This is a genomic window from Caulobacter sp. 05T431, from assembly GCF_056665975.1.
This window is the reverse complement of sequence record NZ_JBFTKU010000012.1, coordinates 81,676-93,637: the sequence shown is the minus strand read 5'-3', so window position 1 is coordinate 93,637 and position 11,962 is coordinate 81,676. Positions and strand designations below refer to the sequence as shown.

Annotated in this window: 11 protein-coding genes; 5 read left to right on the top strand and 6 right to left on the bottom strand. The window is 72.0% G+C overall.

All coding sequences use genetic code 11. The annotated features are described in order from the left end of the window. Nucleotides 1–88 precede the first annotated feature (88 nt). Nucleotides 89–1,252 (bottom strand): citrate synthase, encoded by a 1,164-nt coding sequence (locus AC1U89_RS12860; RefSeq protein WP_479900088.1) that lies wholly within the window; start codon nucleotides 1,250–1,252, stop codon nucleotides 89–91. Between the two features lie 77 nt (nucleotides 1,253–1,329). Between AC1U89_RS12860 and AC1U89_RS12855 the strand changes: the two genes are divergently transcribed. The 5 genes from AC1U89_RS12855 to queG all read left to right on the top strand — a co-directional run bounded on the left by AC1U89_RS12855 (nucleotide 1,330) and on the right by queG (nucleotide 7,036). Further along, nucleotides 1,330–2,454 (top strand): citrate synthase/methylcitrate synthase, encoded by a 1,125-nt coding sequence (locus AC1U89_RS12855; RefSeq protein ID WP_479900087.1) that lies wholly within the window; start codon nucleotides 1,330–1,332, stop codon nucleotides 2,452–2,454. Between the two features lie 140 nt (nucleotides 2,455–2,594). Further along, nucleotides 2,595–3,548, top strand: a complete 954-nt coding sequence (locus AC1U89_RS12850; RefSeq protein WP_479900086.1) for a cation diffusion facilitator family transporter — start codon at nucleotides 2,595–2,597, stop codon at nucleotides 3,546–3,548. Between the two features lie 68 nt (nucleotides 3,549–3,616). Next, nucleotides 3,617–5,074, top strand: a complete 1,458-nt coding sequence (gene rfaE1, locus AC1U89_RS12845) for a D-glycero-beta-D-manno-heptose-7-phosphate kinase (protein ID WP_479900158.1) — start codon at nucleotides 3,617–3,619, stop codon at nucleotides 5,072–5,074. A gap of 164 nt (nucleotides 5,075–5,238) precedes the next feature. Beyond that, complete coding sequence (fzlA, locus tag AC1U89_RS12840) at nucleotides 5,239–5,925, top strand: FtsZ-binding protein FzlA (RefSeq protein ID WP_479900085.1); 687 nt, start codon at nucleotides 5,239–5,241, stop codon at nucleotides 5,923–5,925. Next, on the top strand, nucleotides 5,906–7,036 hold the full coding sequence (queG, locus tag AC1U89_RS12835; RefSeq protein ID WP_479900084.1) for a tRNA epoxyqueuosine(34) reductase QueG: 1,131 nt from the start codon (nucleotides 5,906–5,908) through the stop codon (nucleotides 7,034–7,036). The genes fzlA and queG overlap by 20 nt, the downstream gene beginning before the upstream one ends. 166 nt (nucleotides 7,037–7,202) lie before the next feature. Here queG and rfbA read toward each other — a convergent pair whose 3' ends face one another. From rfbA to AC1U89_RS12810, 5 genes are all read right to left on the bottom strand, one after another. Continuing rightward, the gene (rfbA, locus tag AC1U89_RS12830; protein WP_479900083.1) at nucleotides 7,203–8,069 is read right to left on the bottom strand and encodes a glucose-1-phosphate thymidylyltransferase RfbA; all 867 of its coding nucleotides are present in this window, start codon (nucleotides 8,067–8,069) and stop codon (nucleotides 7,203–7,205) included. Continuing rightward, entirely contained in the window at nucleotides 8,066–8,953 is an 888-nt protein-coding gene (gene rfbD, locus AC1U89_RS12825; protein ID WP_479900082.1) for a dTDP-4-dehydrorhamnose reductase, read from the bottom strand. Before rfbD ends, rfbA begins: the two co-directional genes overlap by 4 nt. A gap of 5 nt (nucleotides 8,954–8,958) precedes the next feature. Continuing rightward, nucleotides 8,959–10,020, bottom strand: a complete 1,062-nt coding sequence (rfbB, locus tag AC1U89_RS12820; RefSeq protein WP_479900081.1) for a dTDP-glucose 4,6-dehydratase — start codon at nucleotides 10,018–10,020, stop codon at nucleotides 8,959–8,961. A gap of 86 nt (nucleotides 10,021–10,106) precedes the next feature. Beyond that, complete coding sequence (rfbC, locus tag AC1U89_RS12815; RefSeq protein ID WP_479900080.1) at nucleotides 10,107–10,673, bottom strand: dTDP-4-dehydrorhamnose 3,5-epimerase; 567 nt, start codon at nucleotides 10,671–10,673, stop codon at nucleotides 10,107–10,109. After that, a complete protein-coding gene (locus AC1U89_RS12810) occupies nucleotides 10,670–11,908 on the bottom strand; it encodes a glycosyltransferase family 4 protein (RefSeq protein ID WP_479900079.1) in 1,239 nt (412 codons plus the stop codon). The genes rfbC and AC1U89_RS12810 overlap by 4 nt, the downstream gene beginning before the upstream one ends. Nucleotides 11,909–11,962 lie beyond the last annotated feature (54 nt).

Below are 11,962 nucleotides of genomic sequence, written 5' to 3'. Positions count from 1 at the left end.
CCCCCGGTAGCTCAACCATACACATCGTAACGCTTAGCGCCACCGGTAGAGAACGATGTTATGCGAATCGGCGGTCGGGCTCGTGGCCTCAGGGCCGGGCCGCCGCCGTTTCCGGCTTCGGGCCGATGTAGCGGGCCCGGGGACGGATCAGGCGTCCGGTGTGCAGCTGCTCGATCGCATGGGCCAGCCAGCCCGCCGTCCGGCCGACGGCGAACAGGCTGAAGGGCGCGTCGGCCGGCAGGCCCAGGGCGTGGGCCATGGCCACCAGGGCGTAGTCGATATTGGGCGCCAGGCCCGTGACGGCTTCGGTCTGGGCGCGCAGCTCGGCCAGGACGTCCGGGACCTTGAACGCCTCCAGCAGGGCCGCGGCGCGCGGGTCGCCGTCGGGATAGAGCGGGTGGCCGAAGCCCGGCATGGCCGCCCCCTGGGCCAGGCGCTCGGCCACGGCCCGGGTCGGCCCGCGCCGCTGGGCCTCGTCGACGAACATCTCGACCCGCGCCGCCATGCCGCCGTGCAGCGGTCCCGACAGCGCCGCCAGCCCGGCCAGGGACGCGGCCGCCAGCGAGGCTCCGGTCGAGGCCGCCACCCGCACCGCGAAGGTCGAGGCGTTCAGCTCATGGTCGGCCAGCAGCACCAGGGCCCGGCGGACCAGGTCGGCGCCGTGGGCGTCCAGGGCCCAGGCGTCGGCCAGGCGCTGATGGATCGGGCCGTCGCCGATCGATCCGGCCACGGCGTCGGCGGCGGCTTTAAGGAGGMCAGCGGCCTCCATCGCCAAGGCAAGCGGCGCGCGGCCCCGGGCCGGCGGGTCGATCCCGGCCCGGGCGGCCAGGGTCGAGAACAGCCGGGCGCGCGGGGTCTCGCCCTTCTTGGGCTTCTTCGGCTCGGGTCCGGTCAGCGGCGCGCCGTGGCCGCCGCGCAGCAGGCGGGCCACCTGCTCCAGGCTGTGCATGCGGGAGAGGTCCACGGCGTCCTGGCCGCGATAGAACAGGCGACCGCCCTCGACCGTGGTGATCGCCGAGGGCAGCACCGGCTCGCCCCAGGCGATGGCCTCGGCCGCCACGTCGGCGGCGCGCCGGCCCCGGGCCTTCTTGGCCGCCAGGGCCGCGACGTCGGAGGCGCGATAGAGGCTGCGGCGCGGATCGTCGGGATGGGCGACGGCCCCCACCCGGCCCCGGCTGACATAGGCGTACAGGGTCTGGGCCCGCACCCCCAGCGTCGCCATCGCCTGTTCCGCGTCGATCCATTCGGCCATTTATATTGATTACATTGATCAAGATTGACGATCAAGGTCCCGAGGCGTGGATTGCGCGGCGAAAGGAGACCTCATCCATGTCCAAGGGTCTTACCGCCGCCCAGCACGCCGGCTTCGTCGCCGAAGGCCTGGAAGGCGTCGTCGCCGCCCACACCGTGCTGTCCGACGTCGACGGTCAGGCCGGCCGCCTGACGATCCGCGGCTACGCCGTCGAGGACCTGGCCCACCGCGCCGGGTTCGAGGGCGTCGCCCACCTGCTGCTCGACGGCTTCTTCGACGATCTGCCGTCCGACCTGGCCCCGGCGCTGGGGGCGGCCCGGGTCCGCGCCTTCGCCGAGGTGGCCGCCCTGGACGAGGGCCTGGCCAAGCGAGATCCGGTCGAGGCCGTCCGCGCCCTGATCGCCCGCCTGCCCGACGGCGACGGCCTGGACACGGCCCTGCTGCTGCTGGCCGCCCCGGCCGTCTTCACCCCCGCCGTGCTGCGCGTCGCCGGAGGCCAGTCGCCGGTCGCGCCGGACGCCGCCCTGTCGCACGCGGCCGACATGCTGCGCATGACGCGCGGCGTTCCGGCCACGGACGGGGAGGCGAGGGCGCTGGACGCCTATCTGGTCACGGTCTGCGACCACGGCCTGAACGCCTCGACCTTCGCGGCCCGGGTGGTGGCCTCCACCCGCGCCGGCCTGACCTCGGCGGTGCTGGCGGGGATCTCGGCCCTGAAGGGTCCGCTGCACGGCGGCGCGCCCGGCCCGGTGATCGAGATGCTGGACGCCATCGGGACGCCCGACAACGCCGAGGCCTGGCTGCTCGGCGCCCTGGCGCGCGGCGACCGGCTGATGGGCTTCGGCCACCGCATCTATCGGGTCCGCGACCCGCGCGCCGACGCCCTGAAGGCGGCGATCCGCCAGCTGGCCCAGACGTCCAACGCCGTGCCCGGCCGCCTGGCCTTCGCCGAGAGCGTCGAGCAGGCCGCCCTGCGCATCCTGCGCGACCACAAGCCCGACCGGCCGCTGGACACGAACGTCGAGTTCTACACCGCCGTCCTGCTGGAGGCCCTGGGCCTGCCGCCCAGGAGCTTCACCTGCGTCTTCGCCATGGGCCGCATCGCCGGCTGGATCGCCCACGCGCGGGAACAGCTGGCCACCGGCAAGCTGGTGCGGCCGCAGTCGGTCTATGTGGGGCCCAGGACGAAGGCGGCGGCGTAGGGGATGAAACGGGGGACACACACTCACGCCACGGTCCGAGCCGATCTTGCATGGCCTTGCCGTGAGTGTGTGTCCCCTCCTTCGTCCACCGCGAGTCGTTCTCGCTGGGGCGGCGCCGCCACCCTTGCTAAACAGGGCGCATGTCCGCCGCGCCCACGCCCGCCCTGACCGCCGCCGAGTCCGCCAAGCTCACCCGCCGGGTCACCGCCCTGTCGGTGGGCGTGGCGACCGTGCTGATCCTGATCAAGGGCGCGGCCTGGCTGGCCGGCCATTCGGTGGCCATGCTGGCCTCGCTGGCCGACAGCGGCCTGGACCTGATCGCCTCGCTGATCACCTTCTACGCCGTGCGCTACGCCGCCGAGCCGCCGGACGCCGAGCACCGGTTCGGCCACGGCAAGGCCGAGGCCTTCTCCAGCCTGACCCAGGCGGGGCTGGTCTTCGCCTCGGGCGCCCTGATCGGCCAGGAGGCCATCCGGGGCCTGCTGAATCCCAAGCCGATCGCCGCCGAGGAGCTGGGGATCGGCGTCATGGTCGTGTCGATCCTCCTGACCCTGGGCCTGATCCGCGCCCAGGCCGAGGTGATGAAGCGCACCCGCTCGGTGGCCGTGTCGGGCGACAAGGCCCACTACGCCGCCGACCTGGCGTCGAACGCCGTCAGCCTGGTCGGCATCGCCGCCGCCGGCTTCCTGGGCCTGACGTGGGTGGACGCCGCCGCCGGCCTGGTCGTCGCCGCCTGGCTGGTCTGGGGGGCGATCGGGGTGTTCCGCGAGGCCAGCCACCAGCTGATGGACCGCGAACTGGCCGATGACGACCGCGCCCGGATCGTGGCCCTGCTGACCGCCGACCCCCGGGTGATGGGCGTGCACCAGCTGCGCACCCGGGCCTCGGGGCCGTTCGTCCACGTCCAGGCCCACATGGACTTCGACGCCGACACGCCCCTGGCCCTGGCCCACACCCTGATGGTCGAGGCCGAGGCGCGGGTGCTGGAGGCCTTCCCGACCGCCGACATCCTGCTGCACCCCGACCCGCGCGGCGTCGCCGAGCCGCACGCCGGCGCGTTCAGCGAGCCCCCTCGAGAACTTGGGCCGTTCTGAAAGGCTTGCGGCGCACGCCTCGCGGGGCCAAATGGCGCTTCTTGTCTGAGAAGCGAGCGACCGACCTGATGGACGACACCCTGGCCAAGCTGCCGCCGGCCTTTTCGGGCGCCACCGTGCTGGTGCTGGGCGACGTGATGCTGGACCGCTTCGTCTACGGGGCGGTGGACCGCATCTCGCCCGAGGCCCCGGTGCCGGTGATCGCCATCGAGCGCGAGACGGCGATGCTGGGCGGGGCCGGCAACGTGGCCCGCAACGTCGCGGCCCTAGGCGGCCGGGCGGTGCTGGTGGGCGTGGTCGGCGACGACGACGCCGGCCGGACCCTGCTGGGCCTGATCGACCGCGAGCCCAGCCTGGACGCGGCCCTGATCGTCGACGCCAAGCGCCGCACCACCGAGAAGACCCGCTACATCTCCGGCTCGCACCAGATGCTGCGCGCCGACCGCGAGGACCGGGGCGAGGCCGACGGCCAGGCCCTGCTGAAGGCGTTCGAGGCCCACCTGCGCGAGGTCGACGTGGTGGTGCTGTCCGACTACGCCAAGGGCGTGCTGACGCCGGTCGTGCTGAAGGCCGCCATCGCCGCCGCCAACGCCGCCGGCAAGCCGGTGATCGTCGATCCCAAGAGCCGCGACTTCAGCCGCTATGACGGCGCCACCCTGATCAAGCCCAACCGTCGCGAGGCCGCCGAGGCCACGGGCGTGACCGGGGCCGGGGACGAGGCCGCCGCCGAGGCCGCCGACGCCATCCTGTCCACGGCCCCCAACCTGTCGGCCGCCCTGATCACCCGGGGCGGGGCGGGCATGACCCTGGCCGTGCGCGGCGAGGCGCCCGTCCACCTGCCGGCCACGGCCCTGGAGGTGTTCGACGTCTCCGGCGCCGGCGACACCGTGGCCGCGACCCTGGCCTTGTCGCTGGCCAAGGGCGCGCGTCCGCTGGACGCGGCCCGCCTGGCCAACCTGGCCGCCGGGCTGGTGGTGGCCAAGCTGGGCACCGACGTGGTCACCGCCGACGAGCTGGTCGAGGTGGCGCGTGGCGAGCACGCCGATCCCATCGCCGACAAGATCGCCGACCTGGACGGCGCCCTGGCCATCGTCGCCGGCTGGCGGGCGCGGGGGCTGAAGGTGGGCTTCACCAACGGCTGCTTCGACCTGCTGCACCCCGGCCACGTCTCGCTTCTGGCCCAGGCCAAGGCGGCCTGCGACCGGCTGATCGTCGGCCTGAACACCGACGCCTCGGTCCAGCGCCTGAAGGGCCCGACCCGGCCGGTGCAGAAGGAGGGCGGCCGCGCCACCGTCCTGGCCTCGCTGTCGGCCGTGGACCTGGTGGTGCTGTTCGACGAGCAGACGCCGCTGAACCTGATCAAGGCCTTCCGCCCCGACGTGCTGGTCAAGGGCGCCGACTACACGGTGGAGACCGTGGTCGGCTCCGACGTGGTGCTGGGCTACGGCGGCAAGGTGGTGCTGGCCGAGCTGAAGGCCGGCCAGAGCACGACCAACCTGATCGGCCGGATGAACGCCAAGGCTTGACCGCCAAAGCTTGACCGTAAGAGTTAACGCTCGACCTTCAGGTCAAGAGTCAGGTCCAACGACCTGATTTTGGCCGTTAAGTCGGCCGATGACCGGTGTTCAGCAAGTTCTTGTTAAACAAAACGGCGCATCGATCGAACGATGCAGCCTGAATGCGCGTGGGCATGAGCGTCGAACGAACCCTTCACCACTTCCCCCTGGACCCGGCCTCGCGCCAGGTGCGCCTCGCCCTGGGCGAGAAGCGCCTGCCGTTCGTCGAGGTGCAGGTCCGCTATTGGGAAGGGCCCGAGGAGTTCCTCAAGCTGAACCCGTCGGGCGTGCCGCCGGTGCTGGTCGAGACCAAGCACCAGCGCACCACGGTGGTGGCCGAGAGCCGCGCCATCCTCGAGCACATCGAGGAGCAGGACCCCGAACCCGCCCTGCTGGGCCGCGAACCGGGCGAGCGGGCCGAGGCGCGCCGCCTGCTGCAGTGGTTCGACCGCAAGTTCKACAACGAGGTCAACGGCTTCCTGCTGCACGAGAAGATGGAGAAGCGACTCCTGAGACTGGGCGCGCCGGACCTGTCGTCTCTGCGCCGGGGCCGCGACGCCCTGCGCGCGCACATGGATTATATCGAGGGCCTGCTGAACACCCGCGACTGGCTGGCCGGCCGGCGCATGAGCCTGGCCGACTTCGCCGCCGCCGCCCACCTGTCGGTGATCGACTATTTCGGCGACGTGCCGTGGAAGGACTTCCCGATCACCAAGACCTGGTACATGAAGCTGAAGTCCAGGCCCGCCTTCCGACCCATCCTGGCCGATCGCTGGCCGGGCCTGGCGCCGGTCGCGCACTATGACGATCTCGACTTCTAGCCACCCGAACGAGACCTTGCGGGACGAGATCCGAGCCGAAGCCCTTCGGCTGGGCTTCGACACGTGCGGCTTCGCCAGCGCCAGCGACGCCTGGCCCAACGGCGGCTGGTTGCGCGAGTTCGTGGCCGAGGGGTTCCACGGGGCCATGGGCTGGATGGAGGAGACGCTGGACCGGCGCTCCCACCCCACCGCCATGTGGCAGGACGCGACGACCGCGGTGGTGCTGGGCGTCAACTACGGCCCCGAGCACGATCCGCTGCTGGCGCTGGAGGACCCATCCCGCGCCGCGATCAGCGTCTACGCCCAGGGCGACGACTATCACGAGGTGATCAAGAAGCGGTTGAAGGCCCTGGCCCGCTGGATGCACGGCCGGTTCGGCGGCGAGGTGAAGGTGTTCGTCGACACCGCGCCCCTGATGGAGAAACCCCTGGCCCAGCGCGCGGGCCTGGGCTGGCAGGGCAAGCACACGAACCTGGTCTCGCGCCAGTTCGGCTCGTGGCTGTTCCTGGGCAGCGTGCTGACCACCTTGGACCTGCCGGCCGACCCGCCCGAGCGCGACCACTGCGGCTCGTGCAGCGCGTGTCTCGACATCTGCCCGACCAACGCCTTCCCCGGCCCCTACCAGCTGGATGCCCGGCGCTGCATCTCGTACCTGACGATCGAGCTGTCGGGACCGATCCCGATGGAGTTCCGGGAAGCGTTGGGCAACCGCATCTACGGCTGCGACGACTGCCTGGCCGCCTGTCCGTGGAACAAGTTCGCCAGCCTCTCCAGCGAGATGGCCTTCCACGCCCGCGAGACCCTGAAGGGCCCGTCCCTGGTCGAGCTGGCGGGGCTGGACGACCCGTCGTTCCGCGCCCTGTTCAGCAAGAGCCCGGTCAAGCGCATCGGCCGCGACCGCTTCGTGCGCAACGTGCTCTACGCCCTCGGCAACAGCGGCGATCCAGGGATGATGGCGGCGGTCGAGCCCCTGCTGGCCGACCCGTCGCCGGTGGTGCGCGGGGCGGCGGTGTGGGCGGCGGGGCGGCTCGCGCCAGAACGGCTGKGGACATTGCGCGGACCGGAAGACGATCCGGCCGTGCTGGCCGAATGGACGGCTTTCGCCCCCTAGATCACCGTCATCCCGGGCCTTGTGTCCGGGACCCCTGGTTCAGCTTCCATGTGAGATGCAAGCGGTTCGCTGGCGAACCGCCCCCCTTCACCTGCGGCGGAGAGAGGGATTCCGGGCACAAGGCCCGGAATGACGGCTGAAAATAGGGGCAAGGTGGAGAAGGGCCTCAGCCCCGCGCTAGCCGCGTCAGGTACTGGCCGTACTCGGTCTTGCCCATGGCCGCGCCGAGGGCGGCGACCTGGTCGGCCGAGATCCAGCCCTTGGTGAACGCCACCTCCTCGGGGCAACCCACCTTCTGGCCCTGGCGCTTCTCGATGGCGCGGATGAACTCGGTGGCCTCGACCAGGCTGTCGTGGGTGCCGGTGTCCAGCCAGGCGTAGCCGCGTCCCAGCTTCGACACCGACAGCTGGCCCTGCTCCATGTAGAGCCGGTTGATGTCGGTGATCTCCAGCTCGCCCCGGGCCGACGGCTGCAGGTCGCGCGCCATCCCCACCACTTGGCGGTCGTAGAAATAGAGCCCGGTCACCGCCCAGTTCGAGCGCGGCGCGGCGGGCTTCTCCTCCAGGGAGACCGCGCGGCCCTCGGTGTCGAAATCGACCACGCCGTACCGTTCCGGATCGGTGACGTGATAGGCGAAGACGGTCGCGCCGGTCTTCGAGGCGGCCGCCTCGGCCAGGGTCTCGCTGAGGCCGTGGCCGAAATAGAGGTTGTCGCCCAGCACCAGGGCGCAGTCGTCGTCGCCGATGAAGTCGCGGCCGACGATGAAGGCGTCGGCCAGGCCGCGCGGGGTCTCCTGGACCGCGTACTCGAACCGCACGCCCCAGGCCGAGCCGTCGCCCAGCAGGTCCTTGAACAGCGGCACGTCCTTGGGCGTGGAGATGATCAGGATGTCGCGGATCCCGGCCAGCATCAGGGTGCTGATCGGGTAGTAGACCATCGGCTTGTCGTAGATCGGCAGCAGCTGCTTGCAGACGGCCAGGGTCAGGGGATGCAGGCGCGTGCCGGACCCGCCGGCGAGGACGATGCCTTTCATGGGACCGGGAGCTCCATCTCGTTCATGCAGGCCGCCAGGCTCTCGCGCCACGGGCGGCAGCGCCAGGGCAGGGCGGCTTCGATCTTGCCGCAGTCCAGGCGCGAATTGGCCGGACGCTTGGCGGGGGTGGGATAGTCGGCGGTGACGATCGGGGCGATCGCGGCGGTCGGGCCGCCGCGCCGGGCCGAGGCCTCGAAGGCGGCCGCGGCCAGGTCGGCCCAGCTGGCGTCGCCGGCCCCGCTGAGGTGGTAGACGCCCACCAGGTTGGGGCTGCCGCCCAGGGCGTCGGCCGCCAGCAGGGCCACCTGCGCGCAGTCGCGCGACCAGGTGGGGCGGCCGACCTGGTCGACGACGACACTGATCTCGTCGCGATCGCGGGCCAGGCGCAGCATGGTCTTGACGAAATTGACCCCGTGCACGCCGTACACCCACGAGGTGCGCAGGACGATCGCCCGCCCGCCGGCGGCCGCCACGGCCCGTTCGCCGGCCAGCTTGCTGGCGCCGTAGACGCTGGTCGGGCCGGTCGGGTCGGTCTCGACATAGGGCCGGTCCAGGGTCCCGTCGAACACGTAGTCGGTCGAGAAGTGGATGAAGGCCAGGTCGCGCGCGGCGCAGGCGGCGGCCATGGCGGCCGGGGCGTCGCGGTTGAGGGCGAAGGCGGCGTCGGGCTCGCGCTCGGCCCGATCGACGGCGGTGTAGGCGGCGGCGTTGATCACCGCACCCGGGGCGATGCTGGCGATCAGGCCCTCGACCCCGGCGGGATCGGCCAGGTCCAGGGTCTCGCGGCCGGCGAAGACCATGGCGCGGCCGCTCGCCTGGGCCAGGTCGGCCAGTTCGCGCGCCACCTGGCCGTTGCGGCCGAAGACGAGGATGGGTGCGGCCATGGACCTCAGCCGGCCTTGGCGGCCAGCAGGCCCAGCCGCCGGCCGTCATAGGCCTGGCGCAGCGGCTCCCACCAGTCACGCCGGGCCAGGTACCATTCGACCGTCTTGCGGATGCCGGTCTCGAAGGTCTCGCGCGCCCGCCAACCCAGCTCGGTCTCGACCTTGGTGGCGTCGATGGCGTAGCGGCGGTCGTGGCCGGGACGGTCGGCGACGAAGGTGATCAGGTCGCGGTGCGAGCCCTGGGCGCTGGGGGCCAGCTCGTCCAGCAGGTCGCAGATCGTCTGGACCACGGCCAGGTTGCTCCGCTCGTTGCGGCCGCCGACATTGTACTTTTCGCCCGGACGGCCGGTTTCCAGGATCGTGCGCAGGGCGCGGGCGTGGTCTTCCACGAACAGCCAGTCGCGGATGTTGGCGCCGTCGCCGTAGACGGGCAGGGGCCGACGCTCCAGCCCGTTCAGGATCATCAGCGGGATCAGCTTCTCAGGGAAGTGATAGGGCCCGTAGTTGTTGGAGCAGTTGGAGACCAGCACCGGCAGGCCGTAGGTGTGGAACCAGGCCAGGGCCAGGTGGTCGGCCGCGGCCTTGGAGGCCGAATAGGGCGAGGTGGGCGCGTAGGCGGTGGTCTCCTCGAACAGGCCGTCGGCCCCGAGGCTGCCATAGACCTCGTCGGTGGAGACGTGGACGAAGCGGAAGGCGTCCTTGGCCGCGCCGGTCAGGCCGCGCCAGTACTCCAGGGCGCAGTCCAGCATCACGTACGTGCCGACGATGTTGGTCTCGACGAACGGGCCGGCGCCGGAGATCGAGCGGTCGACGTGCGATTCGGCCGCCAGGTGCAGGACGGCGTCGGGCCGGTGGGTGTCGAAGATCGCCTGGACCGCGGCGCGGTCGGCGATGTCGGCCTGGACGAACGCGTAGTCGGGCGAGTCCGAGACCTCGGCCACCGAAGTCAGGGTGCCGGCGTAGGTGAGCTTGTCGACATTGACGACCTGATCGCCCGTCTCGCCCAGCAGCAGGCGGCAGACCGCCGAACCGATGAAACCCGCGCCGCCGGTGACCAAGATCTTCACGCTTCAACGTCTCCCGCGGGCCGGCGTGTCGCCGCCGGGCCGGAATACCACTTGCCGCGACGCTTCGACAGTCGCCGCTGGAACGGTCATGCTCCGTATTCGAAGGGCGTGTCCAGGTCGGCCAGCAGCGGGGCCGCGGCGTCGCGGGCGTTGGTGGTGACCTCGCCGGCCGGCACGCCCCAGTCGATGGCCAGGGCTGGGTCGTTCCAGCGCAACTGACCCTCGGCCTCCGGCGCGTAGTAGCCGGTGACCTTGTAGAGCACCTCGCAATCGTCGGTGAGAGTGCAGTAGGCGTGGGCGAAGCCCTTGGGCGTCAGCAGCTGGGCCCCGTTGTCGGCCGAGAGCTCGGCCCCGACCCAGCGCCCGAAGGTCGGCGACCCCCGGCGGATGTCGACGGCCACGTCGAACACCGCGCCGCGCACGCAGCGCACCAGCTTGTCCTGGGCGTGGGGCGGCCGCTGGAAGTGCAGGCCGCGCAGGATGCCGCGCCCGGTCGAGCGGACGTGGTTGTCCTGCACGAAGGCGCCGCCCGCGAAGCCGGCCTCGTCCAGGGCCGACTGGCGGAAGGTCTCGGAAAACCAGCCGCGCTGGTCGCCGTGACGCACGGGCGTGATCAGCAGGACCTCGGGGATGGCGAGCGGTTCGATCTTCAAGAGCGGGGTTCCTTCGGGTCGGCGGCGGGGCCCAGGGCGTCGCGCATCGTGGCGGCGACGACCGACGGGGCCAGGCGGTCCTGGATCATGGCGCGGGCGGCGGCGCCCAGGCGGGCGCGGTGTTCGGGGTCGTCGATCAGCCGGGCCAGGGCCTGGCCGGCGGCCTCGGTGTCGGCCTGCGCCCACTGCCCGCCGCTGTAGATGCCCTGGGGGTCCTCGACCGCGCGCAGAGCGTAGGGGACGAGGACGGCGGAGGCGTCGTCCATGAAGTCCAGATTGCCCGACCAGGCGGTGGCGACCACGGGCTTGCCCGCGGCCATGGCCTCGGCCGGGAACAGGCCGAAGCCCTCCGAGCGATGCAGCGACAGCAGGATGTCGCAGCTGGCCAGCAGCTGGTCGCGTTCGGCCGCGTCCAGCGACTGGGTCATCAGCCGGACGTCGGCGTCGTCGCCGATCGCCGCCTGGAGCCGGGCCAGGGCCTCGGGGGCCTCGTCGCCGCCGACCGTCTTGAAGACCAGGGTCGCGGGCCCCTTGGCCTGGGCCTTGGCGCGGCGGAAGGCGTCCAGGGCCGCCAGCGGGTTCTTGCGGGCGATCGTCGAGCGGAAGTCGAAGGCGCACAGGACGATCGTCTCGTCGCCGAACCCGAAGCGGTCGCGGGCCGGCGACGTGTCGTTCAGCGGCACGGCGATCGGGACCACACGGACCTTCACCCGGCGCGGCGCGGCGCGGCGGACGGCGTCGGCGGTGAACTCGGACAGCGCCCAGACCTCGTCCACATAGCGGAAGGCCGGCTTCCAGAGGGCCGGGATCTCCGACAGCTCCCAGGCCCAGCAGCCGATGACGTACTTCCCCTCGAAAGCCGCCCCGCCGGTCATGCTGACCAGGCGGATCAGCTCGGGCGGGTTCATCTGGGCGATCAGCACGCCGGGACCGGGCGGCGGCGGGTCGGTGTCGCCCACCGGCAGGCGGCGGGCGTGACCCATGGTCTCGGAGATGTCCCAGGCGGTCACGGCCAGGCCGGTCCCGCGCAGGGCCGAGGTCGCCGACCGCGCCGCCTCGCCCAGGCCCAGCACCGCCCCGTGGAATCCCGCCAGGACGACGGGCGCGACGCGCGGCGGCCGCGCGCGGCGCCGCCAGCCGTAGAGACGCCAGGCCCGAAGCGCCGGCAGGCGCGTCGAGAGCGCCTGGCTGAACGCCGGCGCATGGCGCCAGGCCAGGTCGCGGAGAAATTTCATCACGTTCGCTGTACCTGAAAGAGGTTCGGCTGTGTTAGCCAGTTCCCCCGCTTC